Here is a 23,339-nt window from a genome sequence, read left to right as displayed (position 1 = left end):
AGAAGCAGGATAGGAAAGGAAAATCAGCGCACGAAGATAGATGCCGACCGGAGGCTGATTTCACAATCCGGCCGCCAATAATTTCGCATCCAACCCAAACCCGTACTTTTGGCGCCACCCACCAATTCTGCCTGCTCCCGATGAACTTCGACCGGAAAGACTACTCAAACGAAACCCTCCTGCACCTCTACCAGGCCCTGCTCAAGCCGCGCCTGATTGAAGAGAAAATGCTGATTCTGCTGCGGCAGGGCAAAGTCAGCAAGTGGTTTTCGGGCATCGGGCAGGAAGCCATTTCGGTGGGCAGCACCCTGGCCCTCGACGACGACGAGTATATCCTGCCGCTGCACCGCAACCTGGGCGTGTTTACGGGCCGCAATATCCCGCTCGACCGCCTGTTTGCGCAGTGGCAGGGCAAAACCACCGGCTACACCAAGGGCCGCGACCGGAGCTTCCACTTCGGCACCAACGAGCACCACATTGTGGGCATGATTTCGCACCTGGGGCCGCAGCTGGCCGTGGCCGACGGTATTGCCCTGGCTGATAAGCTGGCCGACCGCCCCAAGGTAACCGTGACCTACAGCGGCGACGGGGGAGCATCCGAAGGCGACTTCCACGAGGCCCTGAACGTGGCCGCCGTGTGGCAGCTGCCGGTCATTTTCATCATCGAAAACAACGGTTACGGCCTCAGCACGCCCTCCAACGAGCAGTTCCGCTTCCGCTCCTTCGTGGACAAAGGCCCCGCCTACGGCATGGAGGCCGTGCAGGTAGATGGCAACAACGTGCTGGAAGTGTACGACACCGTGCGCCGCCTCGCCGAGGACCTGCGCCAGAACCCGCGCCCGGTGCTCCTGGAGGCCCTCACGTTCCGGATGCGCGGCCACGAGGAAGCCAGCGGCACCAAGTACGTGCCGCAGGAGCTGTTCGAGGAGTGGGCCCAGAAAGACCCGGTGGAAAACTACGAGAAGTGGTTGCTGGCCGAGGGCATCCTCGACGAGGAAGCCCGCATGCGCTACCGCGAAACCATCAAGCGCGAAATCGAGGAAGGCCTGCGCGTGGCCGACGCCGTGCCCATGCCCACCGCCAGCCTCACCGAGGAAATCGGCGACATGTACCGCAGCTTCGAGCCCGATTCGGCCCTGAATCTGCCAACTGACAACCAGCAACCTACAACTGACAAACGCTACGTCGACGCCATTTCGGACGGGCTGCGGCAGAGCATGGAGCGCTACCCCGATCTGGTGCTCATGGGCCAGGACATTGCCGACTACGGCGGGGTGTTCAAAATCACCGACGGCTTTGTGGCGCAGTTCGGTAAGGCGCGGGTGCGCAACACGCCGCTCTGCGAGTCGGCCATTGTGGGCGCGGCGCTGGGGCTGAGCATCAAGGGCCAGAAGGCCATGGTGGAAATGCAGTTTGCCGACTTCGTGACCTGTGGCTTCAACCAGATTGTGAACAACCTGGCCAAAAGTCACTACCGCTGGGGCCAGAACGCCGATGTGGTGGTGCGTATGCCCACCGGCGCCGGCACGGCCGCCGGTCCGTTCCACTCGCAAAGCAACGAAGCCTGGTTTACGCACACGCCCGGCCTGAAAGTGGTGTACCCCTCGAACCCCGTCGATGCCAAGGGCCTGCTCTGCGCCGCCTTCGAAGACCCCAACCCGGTGCTGTACTTCGAGCACAAGCAGCTCTACCGCAGCATCTCGGCCCCGGTGCCCGACGCCTACTACACCACGCCCATCGGCAAGGCGGCGCTGGTGCGCGAGGGCGACACGCTCAGCATCATCACGTATGGCGCGGGCGTGCATTGGGCCCTGGCTTTGGCCGAGGAGCTGAACCTGGACTGTGACATCCTGGACCTGCGCACCCTGCTGCCCTGGGACGAGGACGCCGTGCGCCGCACCGTGGAGAAGAACGGCCGTGTACTGCTGCTCCACGAAGACACGCTAACGGGCGGCCTGGGCGGCGAAATCGGGGCCTGGATTGCTGAGCACTGCTTCCGCAGCCTCGACGCGCCCCTCATGCGCGTCGGCTCCCTCGACACCGCCATTCCGTTTTCGCCCAACCTGGAAAAGCAGTTCCTGCCCCAGCAGCGCCTCCGCGAAGCCGTGGAAAAGCTGCTGAGCTACTAGGAGAGGTGAGTAAGAACGTCATTCCGAGCCTGCGAGGAATCTCGCGTGCTGACGCTGGATTGCTAATATTTACCACACTAGCGAGATTCCTCGCGCTGCTCGGAATGACGTTCTTTTATCGAATTTCTACTCTTATGAAACCACTCGTTACGCTGTGTTTGCTGGGGACGCTGCTGGTTGGCGGCAGCTGCCACCGCTACGCGCTGCCCAGCCCCAAAGGCCCGCCCCAGCCCAAGCTGAAGCGCGGGGCCCGTGCCACCGATGCCAACGCCGACGGTACCGCTGCCGCGCCGGCCGAGCTGAAACCGCAGAAAAACAGCTACGACAAAAACGGCCTGCTCAAAAAGCCCAAATACGAGCGCCGCCGCGTGCAGCGCAAAGTCGGGCAGCGTAAGTTTCTGGGCATCACGCTGCCGTTTTAGTTGGCAGCCTTCGGCGCGGTTTTCGCGTATCCGGTTAAGCCCTTGAAGGCCATTTTCACTTCTTGCTTGTTGTATCCTATGCGTTATCTGCTGCTCCTGCTCGGGTTGATGTGCTTGTCTGCTTCGGCGGCCTCGGCCCAGACCCAGCCCGTCAACCGCCGGGCCGAAAACCGCCGCGCCCTCCGCGACGCCCGCAAGTATCCCGCGCCGTACAAAGACTCGCATCTGGCCGTGAACAAGGAAACGCTGAAGCCCGGCGAAGGCAGCCGCCCACCCGGCAGCGAGGCCCAGACCCGCGCCTACAAATTCGACAAAACCGGGGCAGCGCGCGTAAGTGAACCAAGCACCCTGGGTTTGCGTCTCCGCAAAAAGAAAAAAGACGCGCCCGCCAACTAATACCAACTCCTTTTTATGACTCCCTGGCAACCCCTCACTCAATCCGAACAGCTCCTCGACATCGTGCGCGAATCGCAGGAGCAGCCGGTTCTCATTTTCAAGCATAGCACCACCTGCTCCATCAGCGCCGCCGCTAAGGGCAAGATTGAGCGCCAGTGGGCCGATGCCGGCCTTGATAACGTGAAAATCTACTACCTCGACCTGCTCCGCTTCCGGCCCATCTCGCAGGAAATTGCCCAGAAGTTCAGCGTGCAGCACGAGTCGCCGCAGCTGCTGCTCATCCAGGACGGCGAGTGCCGCTACGACGCCTCCCACATGGGCATCCGCCTCACCGACGTGAAGCAGGCCGTAGCCGGCTAAGCCCAAAAGCCCGTCATGCAGAGCGGAGCGAAGCATCTCGCCAGGATGGTAACCCAATAGCTGAGTTTACCACACTGGCGAGATACTTCGCTCCGCTCTGTATGACGGGCTTGTTTGTCAGGCGCTAGTTCTCGTAGGAGAACTGAACATCCTGCTTGATTTCAGGGTTGAGGCTTAGCGCCACCGGGCAGGTGCGGGCGGCATTTTCGAGGATGGTACGCTCCTTTTCGCTGAGCGTGGCCGGCAGCCGGAAAAGCACGTCGATCTGCCGGATACGGCGGGGCTCGGCGGCCATGTGCTTGGTCACGTCGTACGTCACGCCGGTCAGGTCCAGGCCCTGCCGCTCCGCCACGATGCCCATGATGGTCATCATGCACGAGCCCAGCGCGGCACTCACCAGGTCGGTGGGCGAAAACGCTTCGCCGCGGCCGTGGTTGTCGACGGGCGCGTCGGTGAGAATGGTGCTGCCGGAGGCCGTGTGGGTGGCTTCGGTGCGCAGATTGCCGGCGTAGCGGGCGGTGGCGGTACTCATACGGAATGATTTGGAAGGTTAGCCGGTTACCAGCATGATACCTGCAAATTTACGTACTTTCGACAGGGTAGCCGCCGGGCGGCCCTTACGGTTCAGTTCTTTTCACCCTCTAGCCTTCCTGCGCCCCGTGCGACACGTACTTACTCTGGCCGCTACCCTGCTGGCTGCCGCCGCTCCGGCGGCGGTGTGGGCGCAGAAGGCGCCTGCCGCTGCCCCCAACGACGACCCTTCGTACCGCAAGGAGTTTGTCTACGGCATCAACTTCAACACAAAAGGCGGCCTGATTGGCGGCGTTTCGGTGCGCTCCAGCCACGTGCTCAACGAGAAATGGTCGCGCTACTGGAGCATTGAGGGCGTGGAGGTGAAACACCCCAAGGAGCGCCGCCTGGCCAGCTATAATGGCGGCTCCTTCGTGCGCGACAAAGCCAACTTCCTGTACGTGCTGCGGCCAACCATCGGCGTGCAACGCGTAATTTTCCGCAAGGCGCCGGAAGCAGGGGTGCAGGTGAATGCGCTGTTTGGCGCCGGCCCGTCCATCGGGCTGCAGATGCCTTACTACATCTACTACGACTACACCCCGCGCGACAACAACGGCAACCCCACCGGCCCCGACGATATCCGGGCCGAAGCCTACGACCCACGCCAGCACGGCAACCTCAACCTGGTGCTCGACCGCGCCCCGCTGTTCTCGGGCATCAACGAGCTGAAGCCGCTGCTGGGAGCCCACATCCGGGCCGCGCTCAGCTTCGAGTACGGCCGCTACCGCGACGCCGTGGCGGGTATCGAAACCGGCTTTCTGCTGGAAGCCTACGGCAAGCGCCCCATCATCCTGAGCACGCTGCCCTCGGCCGACATCAACGACGCCAGCATCAACAACCGCTTTTACCCGTCGGTGTACCTCACCATCTATCTGGGCTCGCGCAGCTGACCCGCGCCGCCTGCAGCAGGCAGTTACCGGAGGTGAGACTTGGGTTTGCGTGGCGTGCCACCCGAACAAAAGTCTCACCTCCGGCTTTTACCAGAAGCGGATTCTGTATTTCCCCAAGATCAAACCTAGTACCTTTACAGCATGGAAGATTTGCTGCTGACCTTACCGATCATTCAGCCCGAAGCCGCTGCTCCGGCCAAGCCGCGCAAGCCCGACTGGCTGCGGGTGAAGCTCCCGGTGGGCCCCGAATACGCTGCCGTGCGCCGCCTCGTAGACGAGCACAAGCTGCACACCATCTGCGAAAGCGGCAACTGCCCCAACATGGGTGAGTGCTGGGGGGCCGGCACGGCCACCTTCATGATCCTGGGCAATATCTGCACCCGCTCGTGCTCGTTCTGCGCCGTGGCCACCGGCCGCCCCAGCGAATACGACACCGACGAGCCGCGCCGCGTGGCTGAAGCCATTCAGCTGATGGGCGTGAAGCACGCAGTGCTCACCTCCGTCAACCGCGACGAGCTCAAGGACCGCGGGGCCAGCATCTGGTACGAAACCGTAGTCCAGACCAAGCAGCTCTCCCCCGAAACCACCATCGAAACGCTAATTCCGGACGTGAAAGCCAACTGGGACGCGCTGGAAACCATGATTGCCGGCGGCCAGGAAGTGGTATCGCACAACATGGAAACCGTGGGCAGCCTCTACCGCCTCGTGCGCCCGCAGGCCAAGTACGAGCGCAGCCTGGAGCAGATCCGGCGCACCTACGAAGCCGGCAAGCGTACCAAGTCGGGCATCATGCTGGGCCTGGGCGAAACCCGCGACGAGATGTATAAAGCCATGGATGACCTCGCCGCTAACGGCCTGCACATCCTCACGCTGGGCCAGTACCTGCAGCCCACCAAGCGCCACCTCGAAGTAGCCGAGTTCATCCACCCCGACGTGTTTGCGCACTACCGCGAAGAAGGTCTGGCCCGCGGCCTGAAGTACGTGGAAAGTGGCCCGCTGGTGCGTAGCTCCTACCACGCCGAGCGTCACGTAAACGTGCCGATCAACTAGCCCGCCAGAGTATCCGTAGTACGGATCGACGATACAAGAAAAAAGCCCTTCCTGATCAGGAAGGGCTTTTTTTATATAAGCAGGCAGCTTGCGCTTAGCGGCTGGCGTTGGGGCCTTCGGGGCCCTGCGGCGGGTATGTGCCCAAGATGCTATTGACGATGCGGTACACTTCGGGCTCCGAAATGGTCTGCTTGTCTACCTGCGCCTGACCCTGGCCACGCCACGCCAGCTCCTTGCGGCGCACATCCACGAAGTCGATGATGACGGTGCCGGCTTTGTAGTTGGTGACGAAGGTGTTGCCGCGGCCATAGAGGCCGCCGTAGTAGCCATAGCCGTAGGGGTAGCCATAAGGGCCCAGACCGCTGTAATTGGCCTGCTGCTTGTCTTCCACTTTAGCCGAATAGGCAATGTAGAGGTCGGGCGAGGTTTCGGCGTAGGTGAGGCCTTTGGCGGTCATCTCGCGCTCCACGGCCGTGCGGATGCGCTTATCCAGAAACGACTGGTAGCCCTGGGCCGGGCCGCCTTCGGTGTCCTTGGTCTGGGTAGGGTACCACGACCAGGTTTTGTAGGCCCGGAAGTTAACCGAGTGGTCGTAGTCGGACGTGACGCCCACCCGCGACGAGGTGGCGCAGCCCGAAACGCCCAGTGCCAGCGCCGAGCCAAGGGCCAGCATAGCCACCGGGCGGCTGAGAAAACGAGTGATATGAGACATGGAGAAAAAACAAAAAGGAATGGAAGAGAAGCGGAGTCAAAACCGGGCAATTAATAGCATACACAGAGTTTTGCCGTTCTGAGTTTTTAACGTCCTACGCCCATCCATCGTTCCCGGTTTAGTCTATCTTCCCTGCCTGGAGTAAAATTATTCAAGGAAAATTCTCTTTTGCTTCTGAATGTATATATCTTACCCCAATCCTATTATTCCGCCATGAACAAAACCGCCTTATTTCTGCTCTCTCTACTAGGCCTTGCGGCCTGCACCGCCGCCAAGGAAGACACCGGAAACACCCGTACCGCCAGCGCCGCCCAGGCCAACACCATCGTGGAGTGCATTCTCTATGATGGCATGACCAAGCAGTCGGCCCAGCTCACCAGCCTCGGCGCCGATACGCAGGTGCAAATCACGGACACGGTAGACGTGTACTTCGTGAAGGCCCGCGTCATGAAAAACGGCCAGGTGCTCAACGGCTACATGTACCGCAGCTGCTTCGGCAAACAATAGGTTTTTGGGGCATAGTGTTTGGTGCCTAGTGCTTAGGGACTGGAGCCCGAGAACGAAGAAAATAGAAAGAAAAAGAGGCCCCGCCGTAACCCGGCGGGGCCTCTTTTATATCCACTAAGCACTAAGCACTAAGCACTAAGCACTAAGCACTAGTACGACGGGCCTTTGTCGGTTTCGACCAGCTTCTCCTCCGCATCGGTGTATTGCTCGATGGGGGTGCAGGAGCAGATCAGGTTCCGGTCGCCGTAGGCCGAGTCGATGCGGGAAACGGTAGGCCAGAACTTGTAGCTGCGGGCGTACTCGGTGGGGTACACGGCCTGCTCGCGGGAGTACGGACGCTCCCAGTCGTGCACCAGCACGGTGGCGGCGGTGTGCGGGGCGTGCTTGAGCACGTTATCCTTGGCATCGGCGTTGCCGGCTTCTACCTCCGCAATTTCCTTGCGGATGCTGATCATGGCTTCGATGAAGCGGTCCAGCTCCTCCTTGCTTTCCGATTCGGTGGGTTCAATCATGAGCGTGCCGGCTACCGGGAAGCTCACCGTGGGCGCGTGGAAGCCGTAATCCATCAGGCGCTTGGCAATGTCCTCCACCTCGATGCCGGCCTTTTTGAAGTGGCGGCACTCCAGAATCATCTCGTGGGCGCAGCGGCCGTTCGAGCCGGTGTAAAGCACGGGGTAGTGCTCCTCCAGGCGGGCCTTGATGTAGTTGGCGTTCAGGATGGCGATGCGCGTGGCCTGCGTCAGTCCTTCGCCGCCCATCATGTTGATGTAGGCGTAAGAAATCGGCAGGATGCTGGCCGAGCCCCAGGGCGCGGAGGTAACCGCGCCGGCCGTGCGGCCGTCGGCGTCTACCAGCACGTGGCCGGAGAGGTAAGGAGCCAAATCAGCCACTACGCCGATGGGGCCTACACCGGGTCCGCCGCCGCCGTGCGGGATGCAGAACGTTTTGTGCAGGTTCAGGTGGCACACGTCGGCCCCGATGGTGGCGGGTGAGGTCAGGCCCACCTGGGCGTTCATGTTGGCACCGTCCATGTACACGCGGCCGCCGTGCTGGTGAATGGTGGCGCAGATGTCGATGATGGTTTCCTCGTACACGCCGTGCGTGCTTGGGTACGTTACCATCAGGCAGCTCAGCTTGTCAGCATATTGGGCCGCTTTGGCTTTGAGGTCGGCCACGTCGATGTTGCCTTCCTCGGTGCTTTTCACCACTACCACCGTCATGCCGGCCATGACGGCCGAGGCGGGGTTGGTGCCGTGGGCCGAAGCCGGAATCAGGGCCACGTTGCGGTGCTGGTCGCCGCGGGCATCGTGGTAGCCTTTAATGGCCAGCAGGCCGGCGTACTCGCCCTGCGCACCCGAATTGGGCTGCAGCGAAACGGCATCAAAGCCGGTCACCTCACACAGCCACTTCTCCAGGTCGTGGAAGATTTCGGTGTAGCCGGCGGCCTGCTCGCGCGGAGCGAAGGGGTGCAAACCACCGATTTCAGGCCAGGTCACCGGAATCATCTCGGCGGTGGCGTTCAGTTTCATGGTGCACGAGCCGAGCGAAATCATGGAGTGAGCCAGGCTCAAATCCTTGTTTTCGAGCTGCTTCATGTAGCGCAGCATCTCGTGCTCGGAGTGGTGCGAGTTGAAGATAGGGTGCGTGAGGTACTCGCTCTTGCGGATCAGGTTATCGGTCCAGGTCACCTCCACCTCGTCGGCCTGGGCTACCTGGCGCACGTCGCGGCCCAGCACTTTGCTGAACACGGCCACGATGTCCTGCACATCCTCAATTTCGGTGTTCTGGTTGAGCGAGATGCCCACGCGGGCCGTGCCGTCCTGCTCGAAGTAGCGGAAGTTGATGCCCGCCGACTCAGCCTCCTGCCGAATGGCCGTCTGCAGCTCCTTGCTTTCCAGCTGGATATCCAGCGTATCGAAATAGAATTCGTTGGCCTGCTCCAGGCCCAGCGCGTGCAGCTCGGCGTCGAGGGTGCGGGCGAGGGCGTGGATGTTGCTGGCGAACTGGCGGATGCGCTGCGGGCCGTGGTACACGGCGTACATGCCGGCCAGCACACTCAGCAGCACCTGGGCGGTGCAGATGTTGCTGGTGGCTTTTTCGCGGCGGATGTGCTGCTCGCGGGTCTGCAAGGCCATACGGTAGGCCTTGTTGCCGGCCGCGTCGATGCTCTGGCCGATGATGCGGCCGGGAATTACGCGCTTGAATGCGTCTTTGGTGGCCAGGAAACCGGCGTGCGGGCCGCCGTAGCCCATCGGCACGCCGAAGCGCTGGGAGTTGCCCACCACGGCGTCGGCGCCCATCTCGCCGGGAGGCGTGAGCAGCGTCAGGGACAGCAAATCGGCGGCCACGGTCACGAACAGGTTGTTGTCGTGGGCTTTCGAGATGAAGTCGGTGTAGTCGTACACGGCGCCGTCGGCGGCGGGATACTGCAGGATGGCCCCGAACAGGGTTTCATCGGTGAGGTCGGCGGTGCGGTGGTCACCTACTACCAGCTCAATGCCAATGGGCGTGGCGCGGGTGCGCAGCACGTCGATGGTCTGGGGCAGTACCTGCTCCGACACGAAGTAGCGGGTGGCGTTTTTCTTCTTGCTCAGCGAGTGGAACATGTGCAGCGTTTCGGCGGCGGCGGTTCCTTCGTCGAGCAGGGAGGCGTTGGCAATTTCCAGGCCCGTGAGGTCAATTATCATCGTCTGATAATTGATGAGGGCTTCGAGGCGGCCCTGGGCAATTTCGGCCTGGTAGGGCGTGTAGGCGGTGTACCAGCCCGGGTTTTCCAGAATGTTGCGCTGAATCACGGCCGGCAGCTGGGTGTCGTGGTAGCCCAGGCCGATGTAGTTTTTGAACAGCTTATTCTTGCCGGCAATGCCTTTGAACTTCGCCAAAAAAGCCCGCTCCGTGAGGGCAGCGGGCAGGTTCAGCGGCTTCTTGAGGCGGATGGCGGCCGGCACGGTTTCGTCGATGAGCTGGTCAATCGACTCCACGCCGATAACGCGCAGCATCTCGGCTACGGCAGCTTCGTCGGGGCCGTTGTGACGGTCCACGAACACATCGGCGGGCTTGGTCTTCAGCAACATAAAGGAGAATATGAGGGTGGCAAGGGATGAGGCCGGAGGGCCCCTGACAAAGGTAGCGCGAAAAGGCGTCACCCTTAAACCGATAACCGGGCAAATGTTTGGGCATTTCAACCGGCAACCTAGCTGTCATCCTGAGCGGAGCGAAGGACCTTCTCACACCGGAATGTCTTAGATCCGAGAGAAACCCGAACATAAGCAGGTCCTTCGTCGCCGCTTGATGCGCGGAATGCTGAGGATGACAGACGCGTGATGTGCCCGAGGGCGACAGGTCAACAATTTTCCGCAGATTTAGCCCCCGAACTTCCCATTCCCACCCCATATGCGTCCCATCACCATTGGCCTGATTCGCGAAGGCAAAACCCCGCCCGACAAGCGCGTGCCGCTCACGCCCAAAAAATGCACTGAGGCCGAAGCCCGTTTCCCCGGCCTGCAGATTGTAGCCCAGGAAAGCCCCATCCGCTGCTTCTCCGACGACGAGTACCGTGCCGCCGGCATTACGGTGCGCCCCGACGTAGCGGACTGCGACATTCTGATGGGCGTGAAGGAGGTGCCCGTGGCGCAGCTCATCCACAACAAAACCTATCTGTTTTTCTCGCACACCGTGAAAAAGCAGCCCGCCAACCGCGAGCTGCTGCGGCAGGTGCTGGCCAAGAACATCACCCTGATTGACTACGAGCTGCTCACCAACGAAAACGGGGAGCGAATTGTGGCCTTCGGGCGCTGGGCCGGCATTGTGGGGGCCTACAACGGCCTGCTCACCTACGGCCGCAAGCACGGCCTCTACGAGCTGAAGCCGGCCTACGAGTGCCTCGATATGGAGGACATGCAGGAGGAATTCTTCAAGGTGAAAAAGCTGCCGCCCATCAAGATGGCCATAACGGGCTCAGGCCGCGTAGCCCAGGGTGCGGTAGAGGTGCTGAACCTGATGGGTATCCGGCGGGTGAGCGTGTACGACTACCTCTACCTCGATTTCAACGAGCCGGTGTACACCCAGCTCCGCAGCTCCGACTACAACCGCCGCCGCGACGGCCGTGTCTGGGATACGCCCGATTTTCACCGCAACCCGCAGGAATACGAAAGCACGTTCCGCAACTTTCTGCCCGTCACCAACCTGCTCATTGCCTGCGCCTACTGGCACCCGTCCGCCCCGCGCCTGTTCGAGGAAGCCGATACCTGCCGCGCCCATTTCCGCATCGATACCATTGCCGACGTGACCTGCGACGTGGACGGCTCCATTCCCGTTACCAAGCGCAGCAGCAGCATCCAGGAGCCCGCCTTCGACTACAATTGCCAGACCGGCGAGCTGGAGCCGGCCTACTCGCGGCCCGGCAACCTCACCATCATGGCCGTGGACAACCTGCCCTGTGAGCTGCCCCGCAACGCCTCCCGCGACTTCGGCCGCCAGCTCCTCGACAACGTGCTGCCCCACCTCGTCCACGAAGGCACCGACAACGTGATTGAGCGCGCCACCATTGCCCGCAACGGCCAGCTCACCGAGCGGTACCAGTACCTGCAGGATTACGTGGCGTAGCGGTTAGAAGTGAGACTGTAAAAAGGGAGAGGTGAGATTTTCGTTCTGTTGGCCCGCTTGGGTTGCAGAGCGAAAGTCTCACCTCTCCCTTCTCAGTTCTAAGACCTAAAATCTCAAATCCGGCGCAGCACGGGGTATTTGGCTTGTACCAGCATGTAGAGGCCGTAGGCCATCAGCCCCAGGGCCACAACGCCAAGTACCATCGGGCCCATGGTGGCCAGGAAGTCAAAGGCTTCGTCGGTGCTGCCCACGGCGGCGGCGCGCGACTGGCGACCCGCTTGCACGAAGAAGTAGCCGATGATGGCCATTACCACGCCCCGGGCCGTGTAGCCCAGCTGGCCCAAGCGGTACACCGTGTTCTGCTGGCCGCCGGGAATGTCGGAGCTGTTTACGTCTTTGTGGAACTTGCCCGAATAGGCTTTGTAGATCTGGTAGATGCCGCCGCCGATGATGGCCACGCCCACCAGCAGGATAATCCACTCGCCGCCGGGCCAGCCCAGCACGCGGGCCGTAAGGGTTTGCTGGGTGTTGCCGCCGGCGCTGGCCGAGCCGTTCATGGCCAACTTGGCCGCGTACCAGGCCAGGCTGGCGTACAGCAGCCCGCTGGCCGCAAACCCGATGCGCCGGCCAATGCCTTTGGCGTCGCCGCCCTTGCTTTCGGTATCAACGATGGCTTGGGTGAAGCGCCACACAATGTAGCCCAGCAGCCCAAAGGCAATCAGGCCCAGCAGTACCGGGCCGCCGGGTAGGCTCTGCAGCGTAAGTACCGCCTGTTTCTTATCGGCCGTCTGGCCGCCTTGCTGGCCGGTGGCCGCCAGCAAAGCCAGCACGCCCATCAGCAGATACACGGTTCCTTTGGCGGCAAACCCGAAGCGGGCCAGCGCCCGGATGCCGGAGGAAGGAGAGGTGGGAACGGCGGCAGTTAAGTTGTCGGAAAGGCTCATGCAGTGCGATGGTTAGGGATACTCGCCCTGTACGCGAAAATGCAGGTGTCGTTCGGCGGTGCCCGGGCGGCTACCGGATAGTGGGCCGATAAGGAGGCGGAAGATGATGGCCCAGCGCCCCCAGAGGCCGCCAGGGCTGGGCGCCTCGCTGCAGCAGCCGCTTGTTGAGCGGAATATTCAGGGTGTAAATGGGTTTGCCCCGCATGGCTGGCTGCGCCAGCAGCCGGTCGATGTTGCCACCGGGCCGCAGGTATGGGATGAAGAAGTCGTCGGCGAGGTCGGCAATAAGCAGGTTGCGGATTTCGGCGGTTTCGTCGGTAATCTGGCGCACGCTGGCTTCAAACGGCGAAACGAATAGCAGCCGGTTAGCCTGGATTTCGGGCCCGTACTCCATGCGCACATTTTGCTGGATGCCCCGCCCCAAGACGTAGATAATGGGCTGCTGCGGCCCCTGCAGCAGATACCGGAACACCGACTGCTCCAACCGCGAATGAAAGCCCGACAGCACGCAGGCCTGCTCGTAGCGCTGCTCCAGCGCCCAGACATACGTAAGGTACTCTATGGACGTAGGATAATCGCGCGAGCAGAAAAAAGCCGTTTTGCCCTGTTGCAACAAGGCGGTGTTGCCCAACGTGCGCAGTTCTTCAGCAGCTATACGCATAGCATAAGGGTGGGGCTTGCATGACTAAAGATAGAAATATTATTACTAAATAAATAATATTTATTGGAATTCACTGTCGGGCTTACCGGCGAGGAAACAAAAATGCCCCGGGCCGCAAGGCCTGGGGCATGTTATCTGTGGCAGTCAACTGGCACTAGAACGTGCGCTGGAACCAGTTTTTGATGTCGTCGATGGTTTCGCCGGTTTTCTGCTGGAGGCGGCCATACCATTCGTCCTGCTTGCCTTCTTCGTAGTCCAGATCGTCGTCGGTCAGGCTACCCCATTTCTGCTTTGCCTGGCCTTTGATTTCGTTCCAGTTGCCGCGTGCGCGCAGTTCGGTGCTGTCGTCGATGCCGTTGTTATTAGCGTCCATGTTCGTAGAGGTTAGAGTGGGAAAGATAGGGGGCTATACGCGGGCCGTTGGGCAGGGTTGACAATGCCAAAATTTTGCTTCCCGCTCCTCCTGCACCCTGTTGCCGGGCCGCTACCGGCGGCGCGAGTTGAAACCCATCAGCAGGCTGATGCGGGCCCCGCCGTTGCCGGGCACCACGGCCAGGTTCACCGGAAAATTGACGCCGTCGTACCGGAAAGAGGTGCCTACCGCCAGCGCCACGCTGGCACTTACCGGCGTCAGGTTGGGGCCGAGGCCGAACTCCAGGCCCTTCGGGCCCCGAATGCCAAACAGCGCGTTCAGGCTTGGAATGAACTTGCCCTGCTCCAGCCCACCCAGCAGCGGCACAAACTCAAACAGCCCTGACGTACCATTGGCCAGCCGGAAAATACGGGTTTCAAACTGCCACCCGAACTGCGTGAGAAACGGGTTAAGGCCCGGCACCGACTCGCGCGCCTTGCTTACCACGCCGCCCGTCAGCACAGTGGCCCCGATGCGCGGGCCACCCAGATACACTGTGCCGCCGGCTGCTTCCTCGTCGCCGGGCACCACGGGGCCGGGCGGCGTAGGCGGCTTGGCGGGGGCCGTACCAGCGGGCAGAAACCCGGCTATGGGTGCCGGGGCACTGGCGGCTGGCGCCGCCGGCCCAAACTCATCCTGGGTGCCGTTGGCGTAGCGAATCAGGCGCACCTCGGCTTTGCGCACGATGTAGAGCGGGCCGTCGGGGTTGTCGGTGCGCCGGAATCGGACGTCGGTGGGCGTGACCTCCACCACCTTCACCTGGATTTCTTCGGTGTTGTGCTTGACTAGCAGGTCCTGGGCCTGCGCGACGGTGGCGGCCAGCAGCAGGCCAGTGGAAACGAGTAGCAGACGAAGCATAGCAGCAGTAAGTGAAAGAGTGTGGGGTGAAGATGCCGCTCCCACCGGCCCCGACGGCTACCAGCTTTTAACTTTATCAGACGTTGATATTATGTTGATTGGTTGTTTAGTGGTCTGTATTTCAGATGTTTGATACGGAGCTGGTTGGATTTTTCAATCTCGCTTTCAGAGTTGGTTTTCGGATAGAAAGGCGCTTTCTTTAGGTGGTTGATTTTAGGGTTGATCCGGGCCGGAAGGGCCGGACAGCCGCCCGCTATTCTGCTTCGCCTGTATTCCGTCATGGACGACCTTCGTACCACCCTGGCTACCTTTTCGCCCACCGACCGCAAGGAGTTTCTGCAGTTCATTCAGCGGCAGAAGCGCAAGCCCAAAGGCCGCATGGATCTACGCCTGTGCGAGCTGCTGCTGCACGCCAAGCCCTACACCACGCCGCAGCTGCTGGCCAAGCTCTACCCCGACGAGCCCAACGCCGTGGCCTACTACGCCCTGCGCAAGCGCCTGCTCCGCCACCTCACCGACTATCTGCTGCTGCGCCAGCGCCAGCAAGACCCCACGGCGGCGTCTTCGGTGCGCGGGCTGCTCACGCTGGCCCAGTACCTGTTCGAGGCCGGCGTGCCACGCCTGGGCTGGTCGGTGCTGCGCAAAGCCGAAAAGCTGGCCCACGACAACGAGCAGTACGAGCTGCTCAATACCGTGTACTCGCTGCAGATTGCCCAGGCCGGCAGCGAATACGCCGACGACCTGGCCGACATCATCCGGCGGCACCGCATCAACAAGAAAGCCGCCGACGAAGAGGAGCGCGCCAACATTGCCGACAGCCTGATCCGGCAGCGCCTGCGCCAGGCCCGCGTGAAGGGCCGCGCCGGCGAGGCCTTCGACGGCATTCTGCAGGACGTGCTGCGCGAATACGACCTGCAGGAAGCCTTTGCCCGGCGCCCGGCCGTGCTCTACCGGCTCATGTCCATTGCTCGCAGTGCCATGCTCGTGCGCCGCGACTTTGTGTCTTTTGCGCCGTTCGTGCGCCGCTGCTACCACCTCATGGAGAAGCGCCACGGCTTCCTGCCGGCCCACCGCTACTACCAGCTGGGGCTGCTCTACATGGTGGCCCACGCGCTGTACCGCACCCGCAAGTTTCAGGAGTCGGTGGCGTATCTGGAGCAGCTGCGCAGCCTACTCGATGAGGGCGGCGCCCAGGCCTATCAGGCCGCCTGGCTGCCGCGCTACACGTTTCTGCTGGCCGCCAACTACGCCTTTCTGCACCGCAACGCCGAAAGCATCCGGCTGCTGGATCAGGTGCTTCGCCAGCCTGCCACCGTGCTGGCCCCGCGCGACGAAATGACGGCCCGCCTCGGGCTGGCCTTCCACTATTTCGCCGAAAGCCAGTTCGCCAAAGCCAACCAGACGCTCATCAGCATTGGCCGCTCCGACCATTGGTGCGAGCAGGAAATGGGCCTCGAATGGATGCTCAACAAGAGCATGGGCGAAATGCTGGTACAGTTCGAGCTCGGCAACCCCGACCTGGCCCTCAACCGCCTGCGCGCCATCGAGCGGGTGCTGCGGGAGCGGTTCAGCGCCGATGGCGAAGGCTACGTGGCCGTGCTGCGCTACCTGAGTCTGGTGCGCGACATCATCGAAGACCCAGCCGAAGCCCGTCGGCCGGGCTTTGCTGAGCGCGTAAGCCAGCTGCCGCCCTTCGCGCCGCTGGAGCAGGAAGACCTGCAGGCGCTGAGCTTCTACAGCTGGCTGTATGCCCGCACCCAGGGCCGGCCCTACTACACGGTGCTGCTGGAGCTGGCCGGCAGCAGCTCGCCGGCACCGGAGGCGCAGTTGGCGGCGGCCGGCAGCCCACCCGCCTAAACGCAAATGGCCCCTTTCCGTCCGCACCGCGGCAAGAAAGGGGCCATTGCGTAGCCAGAGACACAAAGTGCCTCCCGGTAATTAGTTGCTGCGGGTTTCGCGCTCTACTTCGGCAGCGGCTTCTTTGGTTTCGCGGGCTGCGTTGTTGGTGGCGTTTTCGGTAGCGTTGGCGGTTTTGTCGGCAGCGTTTTCGATGGCGTTGCCGGCTTTGTCGGCGGCGTTGTCGATGGCTTCACCGGTTTTCTCGGCAGCAGCTTCCGTGGCGTTAGCAGCGTTTTTGGCTTCAGCGGCGGCGGCGTCGCCTGCGTTTTCGGCAGCGGCTTCGGTGTTAGCAGCAGCGGCGTCAGCGTTTTCTTTGCCTTCCTGGGTGCAGGAGGTAGCAGCGAAAGCAACGGCGGTAGCAACGAACAGGGCTTTGAACGACATTTTCATGGCAAGAAGAAAAGTTGAGTGTGGAAATTAACTGAACATCCCTTAATAACGCGCTGCTGCAGAGGTAACCCATGCCAATGGCAGGACATTTTTCCGGGGTGGCCGCGCCAACGTCCGGCGTCGGTTGCGCGTAAGCGGAGCCCCGGTTTTTCGGGTTTAGCTGCGTGAAGTGATGAAGTGTTTTCTGCCCGTTTTGCTCGGGATGCTGCTTGCGCTGCCCGAAGTGGGCTGCGCCCAGACCAACGATGGATTTGTGCGCCGCGACGGCACGATGTACGTGCTGCGCAACGGCCAGCCCCGGCCCATGACGCACGAAGTGCATCTACCCAACGGCCGCACCGTCACCCCCGACGGGTTTGTGGTAGCAGCAGATGGTCGCCGCACGGAGCTGCGCAATGGCAGTGGCTGCGACCTGAGCGGTCAGCTCACCGCTGCCACCACCCAGGCCAACCGGGTGGTGCTGCAGCCCGTGGCCGGCACCGCCGGGTCCAGTCGCAACCCGGTGTACGTGCAGCGCCTGCCGGGCTGGGCTAAGTGGGCAGCAGGGCGTGGCAAAGGCCGCCACAAGAAGCACAAAGGCAAAAAGCACGACGACTAGCCCGCGGCTGCCTACTTCACCTCGTCGGCATCGGTGTCGATGTAGAACGTGCGGCCTTGCTGGGTTACGCGGGCCCGGCCCTCGGCAAAGTCGGCGGCGCTTTCGTAGCTGCCGAATGGCTCGGTGCCTTCGGTGGGGTCGTCGAGATAATCCGGGGTGATGAAGGTGTAGCGGCCGTTGCGCTTCACCCGGGCCAGCCCCTCCCGAAACGGGTAGGCCTCCTGAAAGATGACCGGGGCTTTGAGCTGCTCTTCGGGCCCGGTGATATAGAACCAGCCGCGCCGGTCGAGCACGGCGGCCTTGCCCTCGCTGAAGGGCAGGGCAGCGTAATAGTAAGCGTTGAACTCCTGGCCCTGCAAGTCCAGAAACGTGTACAGCTTGCCGATCCGGGCGCGGGCGTAACCGCCGGCGTACGGCTGCAGCGCATCGTAGGCGGGCGGCACTACTTCCTCGCCGTCTTCATCCAGAAAACCAAATACCCCGTCCTGCTCCACCACGGCCCGGTGCTCGGTTTCAAACGGGCCTGCCGAGGTGTAGCGGGCCGGCACCAGCGTATCGTCGTGGGCGGTGAGGTAGCCCCAGCGGCTGCCCTCCTGAAAGGGCACCGGCGGCCCGGCGGTAGCGGCGCGCACGCCCCACCACACCAGGCCCGCGCCCAGCAGCCCGGCCCCGGCCAGTGTTGCCTGCTTTCTGTAGCGTTGCCACTGCCGCAGTCGTTGTTTGGCCTGGGGCCAGCTCAGCCGCACTCCGGCCAGCCGGTTTGAAATGCGGGCTGCCTGCGGCTGGCTTCCTCCAGAAGCGGGAGGCGCCTGCTGAAGCTGCTGCATCAGGCCTTCCAGCTGCCGGATGCGGCCATCCAGGGCGCGGTTGCGCTCTTCCAGGTCGGTGCGGGAGGCGCGCATGGCGGCTTCCAGCTGCTCCTTCTCCTGGCTTTCAATAGCCAGCCGCACCTGCAGCGACTGAGCTTCGGCGGTTACGGGGGGCGCTGTGGTGAGCTGCTGGCGCAGCTGGGCAATGCTGTGCTCCCGTTCTTTCTCGCGGGCTTCCAAGGCCTGCAGCTGAGCGCCCAGCTCGGCCTGCATGCTGGCCCGCAGCCGCTCCAGTTCTTCTTTCTGGGCCTGCGGGGCGGCGGTGCTGTAGGTGTCGTTGGGCAGCTGGTCGGCGTCGTGGTCCGTCACGTCCTCGGCGCCCAGCCAGCGCCATAGCCAGCCCGCCGCCCGCCGGAGCTGCGTCGCTTCGGATGAAGCCGGCTCGGCCGCGGCCGGCCGCCGGTACCGGGTCTGATCAGCGTCCGGATCAGCGTTGGCCTGCGCTACGTGTCCGGCTGGCTCAGTGTTAGTAGTATGACTGTGGTTTTTATGGGGTTGGTTATCAGTGGTATGCTGATTAAGGTCGTGGGCCAGCTGCGTGATTTCAGCCGGGGTAAGGTCGATTTCGGGGGTGGCCAGCTGGCGCAGGCGCCGGGTGCAGCTGGCCGGGTTGGGCAGCAGATGGAAGCTGCTGCTGGCGGGCACGCTGCTCATGCGTTCCTCTACCTCAGGGCCAAGCACCAAGGGCTGCTCAAACAGCGCGAGCCCGGCAATGAAGTTGAGGTTGGCGGCTTCCGGAGGGAGCTGGGGCCGGAGCCAGGCTGCCAGCGCTTCCTTCTGCCGGCTGAATTGCTGAAAAGGGTTGTCGGCGCCGGCCGAGCCGGTGAGCGGGCGCCCCGCCAGCCGCCAGGCACTGTGGCCGAAGTCGGGGATGTGCAACGGGCCGCCGCCCGGCAACAGCAGCAGCAGCACAATGCTGTGCGGCCGGATAAGCACGGCATCCAGCACTTCCTCGCCGGCACCCACGGCCAGATTCCCGAGCAGCAGCGTAGCGGGGGCGCCGGCTTCAGCCAGCAGGGCGGCCCGCAAATCATCGAACTGCTGCTGCCGGGTGGCGTCGGCGAAAGGAATCGGAAGGTAGGTGTGGAGCATAGAAAAAGAAACGGCGGTCCGGCCGCCGGGCAAGCCGGCCGGCAGCCTTCTACGCAGCCAGTGGCAGCAGGGTAGCTCAACTTTTCCGGCGGTGGGCAAGTATAGACAACCACCTTCTTTCGTCAGTCATACTCTGTCCCCATGGATTCCACGGCCTCCACTCCCCAAAATACCCCCATTCCTACAGTGCCGCTCGAGGTTACTGATCAGCAAAACACTGCGCTGCTGGAGGATACGCTCACGCTGCTCAACGCCGGCCTGCCCGCCAAGCCTGACCAGCATGGCCTCGGCGAAATAGAGCGCTGGGAGCAGGTCCTGAAGGCCTCGGAGCGTCCCGGCCTGGCAAAAATAATTCAGGAGCTGGCCACTTTGCGCGAACAGCTTGCCGCCTCCGACACCAAGTCGCACGACCTGGCTGAAACGCTGGCCACGCTCGGCGCCGAAACCACCAAGGTAGCCGAAGAGTCGAATGGCGGCTATTCCGGCCCTCTCATGCATCTGGGCAAAGTGCTCATCAAAATGGGTTCTTCGCTTTCGCGCTAAGCTTCGCCGGCACGCAGGCACACACTCTGCTAAGCACAGTAGCCCCGTCGGCCGCCACGCCTCTGCCTGCAACAGGCAAGGGTGTGGCAGCCGACGGGGCTACTTGTGTGGTGGGGGTGAGGGGCGGTAGCGGCAGGCCGGCATCTGCGGCGTACTTTTGCGCCTCTTCGCCGCTTACAACACTATGGAATCTGGTTCTGCTTTCCCGTCTCTTTCGCCCCTGGCCCTCTACGACCCGTTCACCGGGATGCAGTTCAGCCAGAAGCATTGTTTTCTGTGTGGTACGCCCACCGTGCCCGGGCAGGATGCGGTGCCCGTGTTTGCCGAGTGGCTGATGACCCGCTATAACCTGCACGAGCGGCAGATCAAGCTGCTCGATATGAGCATTGTACGCTACGAGGAGCTGCAGATTGCCTGCTGCCCGCAATGCCGCACCCGGCACGTAGAGCCGCTGGAAGTCCGCGTGCAGCAGGCTGCCGCCCAAGGCCTGGCCGGCTTGCGGGAGCTCGACGAGCAGACCCTGTTCCTGTGGCTGGGCAAGATGTTCTACGGCGTGCTCGTAACCGAGCTGCTCAACGAGCTGATGCCGCTGGCGCGGCCCCAGTATCCGCTGGCCGAAAACGCCCAGCTGTTCCGCCGGTTCCAGGCTTTCTTCCAGCCGTTTCAGGCCCTGCGGGTGCCCATGGAGTACGACGACTTCGTGCCGGGCTCGGTGTTCCTATTGGAAACCGACCTGCGTGAAGACACCCTGCCCTTCTTCTACGACGACGACCTGAGCACGCTCACCTTCAGCATCAAGCTCGATGAAGCCGTGCTGGTGGCGTGCCTGGTTGATAACGGCATCATTCGGCAGGCCATGCGCCGCGTGTACGACGATGCCCAACGGCCGCTGCACCCGGCGCAGGTGGCCGAGTTCAAGGCGCGGGTATACTACGGGGCCTACCTGCTCAACGTGGTGCCCGACTACTACCCGCGCGCCGTACACCCCGGCGACACCACGCTGGTAATGGACACCCTGATTGACGACGTAACGGGCGCAGTGTTCAACCCCTGGGAAAACAGCGGCTACGCGCAGTCGTTGCTGGAGATGTGGAAGCCCTGGCAGATTCCGCTCACGCAGATTCTGGCCGATCCGGCGCAGCCGCTCAGCCTGCTCTACGACGCCGACGGGCAGCCCCGGCAGCTGGACCACTTCCAGGGCCCGCAGACAGAAAACGAAAAGGAAAGCTAAAATGGAGTGACCAGAAGGCTAGCTGGCCTGCCAGGCAGGCTCGAACACAAACTTGCTGAGTTTGATGTTGGGCCAGCGGCCTTCGAGGCCGGTTTTGCACTCACGCTCGTTCACCAGCACGTCCACGCAATGGCGGTGGCGGCGGTTCATGGTGTCGTGAATGACGTAGATGCCATCCAGGGCAGAGGAAATGCCGCTGACGCGGACTTTATCGCCGTAGTTGAACGGGCCGCCCCAGGTTTTGAGCAGGTCGCGGGATACGGCGAGCCAGCGGGTTTTGCTGGAATGACGCGCCGGAATGATGGAGCCATCGGCGGTTTCCATCGGGGCATCGTCGGTCTGGCCCACTTCGGGCCAGTAAGTGGTTGCCGTCACGCGGTACGACAGGGATTGGGGGGGAGCAGTGGGCCGCCGCATGGGCGTCACCGGTACTACGAGCTGTACCGGACGGGGGCTGATGCTGGCAACAGTGGATGGCAGCGCAAGAGCCGAGTCAGTGAGGGTGCGGGGTGGAAAGAGGAGGGTTAATAGGAATAAGGCAAGGGACATGACGTTTGGGTTCGTGGACTCTCGCTTATTGTCCGGAGAGAATGGACAGCCGGCCCGACTCGGCTAGTGGGTAAGTGCGCCATCTGCGTTAGCAGCCTGAAAACACTCTTTAGCGTATGTGTAGCGGCTTTATAAAGCCGTAAACAGGCAAGTGAAAGACGTTTTATGGGTTAAATATAGATAAAAATCATAATCAATTGCACTTGTAAAATATTGTCCTTTTGGAGGGCTCAAAGGTACTACTTTTTTTTAGACTGGTTTTTTTACCCTTTGCTAACTTTTTTAGTATAACAGGCGACATCATTACTTGTTCAGGACCGGCCAATACGGCAGTGGGCAGCATATGGTTGTGGGCGAAGCAGGAACCCTTGCAGTACACCCGCGTATGGAGACGAGGCCGGCTTTTTTGCGGCGTGCCTTTCTGCTTTTTCTCAACCTGTTGCTGCTTATGTCCTCCTCACTCTTACTCTCTGGCCAGAAGCCCTGGCTGGCTACTGGCCTGCTGGCGGCCGCTCTGTTCACGCAGGCCTGCTCCTCGCCCTCCACGCCCGCTACCGATGCCAGCGGCACCACCGCTGCCACTGATTCCACCCAAACGGCCGCGCCCGTCGCGCCAGCCAACTCGCCGCTGCAGGTGGTGGCCCAGTTCCGGGAGCCGCAGATGGTGGGCGTGGCCGTGCTGCCCGACGGCCGCGTGTTTGCCGACTTCCCCCGCTGGGACAACAACCCCGTGATGCCCATTGCGGAAGTAGCGCCCGATGGCTCCATCAAGCCCTATCCCGATGCCAACTGGTGCACCTGGAACGAAACCCTGCGCAACGAGCCCCAGAAGCACTGGATCTGCCCCCAGAGCGTGTACGCCGATAACACCGGTATGCTGTGGGTAGTGGACCCCGCCTCGCCCGGCCTGCGGGCCACGGTGCCCGGCGGCCCCAAGCTGGTAAAGATTGACCCCAAAACCGACAAGGTGGTGCAGACCATCAGCTTCCCCGAAAGCGTGGCCCCGCGCAAATCCTACCTCAACGACGTGCGCGTGGACACCCAGAACCAATTCGCCTACCTCACCGACTCGGGCCTGGGTAGCCTGGTGGTGGTGGACCTGCGCACGGGCCGGGGCCGGCGGGTGCTCAGCGGCCACGCCTCCATGCTGGCCGATACCACCCTCAACATCAAGGCCGACGGCAAGGAGCTGATTGACCCCAGCGGCAACAGCGCCCGCATCAACGCCGATGGCATTGCCCTGAGCCAGGACCGGCAGTACCTTTACTGGAAGCCCCTGACCAGCTACAACCTGTACCGCATCAAAACCGAGGCCCTGCGCAACTCCGCCCTCACCGATGCCCAGTTGGCCGGTCAGATTGAGGACCTGGGCAAGGTGCCCGCCTGCGACGGAATGGAAATTGACGCCCAGAATAACCTGTACCTGACAGCCTTCGAGGACCATTCCATCAAGCGCCGCACGCCGGCCGGCAAAATCGAAACGGTGGTGCAGGACCCGCGCCTGGAGTGGCCTGATACGTTTGCCTTCTCCGGCGACAGCAAAACGCTGTACGTGACCACCTCGGCCATCCACAAAACCGCCACCTGGAACAAGGGCATTGGCCAGCAGGACCAGCCCTACTACATCTTCAAAATGGCATTGAAGTAGCACC

23 protein-coding genes are annotated in these 23,339 nt (G+C 62.2%); 13 read left to right on the top strand and 10 right to left on the bottom strand.

Features of this window, described 5'->3' with window-relative positions:
• Nucleotides 1–140 precede the first annotated feature (140 nt).
• From O9Z63_RS15650 to ytxJ, 4 genes are all read left to right on the top strand, one after another.
• The gene (locus O9Z63_RS15650) at nt 141–2,129 is read left to right on the top strand and encodes an alpha-ketoacid dehydrogenase subunit alpha/beta (protein ID WP_270126243.1); all 1,989 of its coding nucleotides are present in this window, start codon (nt 141–143) and stop codon (nt 2,127–2,129) included.
• A gap of 134 nt (nt 2,130–2,263) precedes the next feature.
• Nucleotides 2,264–2,551, top strand: coding sequence for a hypothetical protein (locus O9Z63_RS15645; RefSeq protein ID WP_270126241.1), 288 nt, complete (start codon nt 2,264–2,266; stop codon nt 2,549–2,551).
• 78 nt (nt 2,552–2,629) lie between these two features.
• Nucleotides 2,630–2,947, top strand: a complete 318-nt coding sequence (locus O9Z63_RS15640; RefSeq protein WP_270126239.1) for a hypothetical protein — start codon at nt 2,630–2,632, stop codon at nt 2,945–2,947.
• A gap of 15 nt (nt 2,948–2,962) precedes the next feature.
• Nucleotides 2,963–3,307, top strand: coding sequence for a bacillithiol system redox-active protein YtxJ (gene ytxJ, locus O9Z63_RS15635; RefSeq protein ID WP_270126238.1), 345 nt, complete (start codon nt 2,963–2,965; stop codon nt 3,305–3,307).
• A 124-nt stretch (nt 3,308–3,431) separates the two neighbouring features.
• Here ytxJ and O9Z63_RS15630 read toward each other — a convergent pair whose 3' ends face one another.
• On the bottom strand, nt 3,432–3,839 hold the full coding sequence (locus O9Z63_RS15630; protein WP_270126236.1) for an OsmC family protein: 408 nt from the start codon (nt 3,837–3,839) through the stop codon (nt 3,432–3,434).
• Nucleotides 3,840–3,966: 127 nt separating this feature from the next.
• On the opposite strand from O9Z63_RS15630, the gene O9Z63_RS15625 reads away from it, so the two are divergent.
• Both O9Z63_RS15625 and lipA read left to right on the top strand, forming a co-directional pair.
• Nucleotides 3,967–4,767 (top strand): hypothetical protein, encoded by an 801-nt coding sequence (locus O9Z63_RS15625; protein WP_270126235.1) that lies wholly within the window; start codon nt 3,967–3,969, stop codon nt 4,765–4,767.
• Nucleotides 4,768–4,920: 153 nt separating this feature from the next.
• On the top strand, nt 4,921–5,817 hold the full coding sequence (gene lipA / locus O9Z63_RS15620; protein ID WP_270129279.1) for a lipoyl synthase: 897 nt from the start codon (nt 4,921–4,923) through the stop codon (nt 5,815–5,817).
• Nucleotides 5,818–5,911: 94 nt separating this feature from the next.
• Here the strand turns inward: lipA and O9Z63_RS15615 are convergent, their stop codons facing one another.
• On the bottom strand, nt 5,912–6,529 hold the full coding sequence (locus tag O9Z63_RS15615) for a DUF4136 domain-containing protein (protein WP_270126233.1): 618 nt from the start codon (nt 6,527–6,529) through the stop codon (nt 5,912–5,914).
• A gap of 213 nt (nt 6,530–6,742) precedes the next feature.
• Between O9Z63_RS15615 and O9Z63_RS15610 the strand changes: the two genes are divergently transcribed.
• Nucleotides 6,743–7,036: a hypothetical protein gene (locus O9Z63_RS15610; RefSeq protein WP_270126232.1), complete on the top strand. Its 294-nt coding sequence runs from the start codon at nt 6,743–6,745 to the stop codon at nt 7,034–7,036.
• A gap of 149 nt (nt 7,037–7,185) precedes the next feature.
• Here the strand turns inward: O9Z63_RS15610 and gcvP are convergent, their stop codons facing one another.
• Nucleotides 7,186–10,110: an aminomethyl-transferring glycine dehydrogenase gene (gene gcvP, locus O9Z63_RS15605; RefSeq protein ID WP_270126231.1), complete on the bottom strand. Its 2,925-nt coding sequence runs from the start codon at nt 10,108–10,110 to the stop codon at nt 7,186–7,188.
• A gap of 319 nt (nt 10,111–10,429) precedes the next feature.
• Between gcvP and O9Z63_RS15600 the strand changes: the two genes are divergently transcribed.
• The gene (locus O9Z63_RS15600; RefSeq protein WP_270126230.1) at nt 10,430–11,641 is read left to right on the top strand and encodes an NAD(P)-dependent oxidoreductase; all 1,212 of its coding nucleotides are present in this window, start codon (nt 10,430–10,432) and stop codon (nt 11,639–11,641) included.
• Nucleotides 11,642–11,754: 113 nt separating this feature from the next.
• Here O9Z63_RS15600 and O9Z63_RS15595 read toward each other — a convergent pair whose 3' ends face one another.
• The 4 genes from O9Z63_RS15595 to O9Z63_RS15580 form a co-directional block, all read right to left on the bottom strand.
• Nucleotides 11,755–12,585 carry a DUF1206 domain-containing protein gene (locus O9Z63_RS15595; RefSeq protein WP_270126229.1) on the bottom strand — a complete coding sequence of 277 codons (831 nt, stop codon included), beginning with the start codon at nt 12,583–12,585 and terminating at the stop codon, nt 11,755–11,757.
• A gap of 70 nt (nt 12,586–12,655) precedes the next feature.
• Nucleotides 12,656–13,246, bottom strand: coding sequence for a hypothetical protein (locus O9Z63_RS15590; protein WP_270126228.1), 591 nt, complete (start codon nt 13,244–13,246; stop codon nt 12,656–12,658).
• A 154-nt stretch (nt 13,247–13,400) separates the two neighbouring features.
• Complete coding sequence (locus O9Z63_RS15585) at nt 13,401–13,619, bottom strand: CsbD family protein (protein WP_270126227.1); 219 nt, start codon at nt 13,617–13,619, stop codon at nt 13,401–13,403.
• A gap of 111 nt (nt 13,620–13,730) precedes the next feature.
• On the bottom strand, nt 13,731–14,516 hold the full coding sequence (locus tag O9Z63_RS15580) for a hypothetical protein (RefSeq protein ID WP_270126225.1): 786 nt from the start codon (nt 14,514–14,516) through the stop codon (nt 13,731–13,733).
• A gap of 279 nt (nt 14,517–14,795) precedes the next feature.
• Here O9Z63_RS15580 and O9Z63_RS15575 point away from each other — a divergent pair, with 279 nt between their 5' ends.
• Complete coding sequence (locus O9Z63_RS15575; RefSeq protein WP_270126224.1) at nt 14,796–16,373, top strand: hypothetical protein; 1,578 nt, start codon at nt 14,796–14,798, stop codon at nt 16,371–16,373.
• Nucleotides 16,374–16,454: 81 nt separating this feature from the next.
• Here O9Z63_RS15575 and O9Z63_RS15570 read toward each other — a convergent pair whose 3' ends face one another.
• Nucleotides 16,455–16,805 (bottom strand): hypothetical protein, encoded by a 351-nt coding sequence (locus O9Z63_RS15570; RefSeq protein ID WP_270126223.1) that lies wholly within the window; start codon nt 16,803–16,805, stop codon nt 16,455–16,457.
• 172 nt (nt 16,806–16,977) lie between these two features.
• Here O9Z63_RS15570 and O9Z63_RS15565 point away from each other — a divergent pair, with 172 nt between their 5' ends.
• Nucleotides 16,978–17,403, top strand: coding sequence for a DUF6799 domain-containing protein (locus O9Z63_RS15565; RefSeq protein ID WP_270126221.1), 426 nt, complete (start codon nt 16,978–16,980; stop codon nt 17,401–17,403).
• An 11-nt stretch (nt 17,404–17,414) separates the two neighbouring features.
• Here O9Z63_RS15565 and O9Z63_RS15560 read toward each other — a convergent pair whose 3' ends face one another.
• The gene (locus tag O9Z63_RS15560) at nt 17,415–19,364 is read right to left on the bottom strand and encodes a WG repeat-containing protein (RefSeq protein WP_270126220.1); all 1,950 of its coding nucleotides are present in this window, start codon (nt 19,362–19,364) and stop codon (nt 17,415–17,417) included.
• A 141-nt stretch (nt 19,365–19,505) separates the two neighbouring features.
• On the opposite strand from O9Z63_RS15560, the gene O9Z63_RS15555 reads away from it, so the two are divergent.
• Both O9Z63_RS15555 and O9Z63_RS15550 read left to right on the top strand, forming a co-directional pair.
• A complete protein-coding gene (locus tag O9Z63_RS15555; protein WP_270126218.1) occupies nt 19,506–19,907 on the top strand; it encodes a hypothetical protein in 402 nt (133 codons plus the stop codon).
• Nucleotides 19,908–20,091: 184 nt separating this feature from the next.
• Nucleotides 20,092–21,138, top strand: coding sequence for a hypothetical protein (locus tag O9Z63_RS15550; protein WP_270126217.1), 1,047 nt, complete (start codon nt 20,092–20,094; stop codon nt 21,136–21,138).
• Nucleotides 21,139–21,156: 18 nt separating this feature from the next.
• Here the strand turns inward: O9Z63_RS15550 and O9Z63_RS15545 are convergent, their stop codons facing one another.
• A complete protein-coding gene (locus tag O9Z63_RS15545) occupies nt 21,157–21,687 on the bottom strand; it encodes an RlpA-like double-psi beta-barrel domain-containing protein (protein ID WP_270126216.1) in 531 nt (176 codons plus the stop codon).
• A gap of 448 nt (nt 21,688–22,135) precedes the next feature.
• Here O9Z63_RS15545 and O9Z63_RS15540 point away from each other — a divergent pair, with 448 nt between their 5' ends.
• Nucleotides 22,136–23,335 carry an SMP-30/gluconolactonase/LRE family protein gene (locus tag O9Z63_RS15540; RefSeq protein ID WP_270126215.1) on the top strand — a complete coding sequence of 400 codons (1,200 nt, stop codon included), beginning with the start codon at nt 22,136–22,138 and terminating at the stop codon, nt 23,333–23,335.
• The last annotated feature ends 4 nt before the right edge of the window (nt 23,336–23,339 follow it).

The organism is Hymenobacter yonginensis (genome assembly GCF_027625995.1).
GTDB lineage: Bacteria > Bacteroidota > Bacteroidia > Cytophagales > Hymenobacteraceae > Hymenobacter > Hymenobacter yonginensis.
The sequence above is the reverse complement of the archived record's forward strand: the minus strand, read 5'-3'. Positions and strand labels throughout refer to the sequence as shown.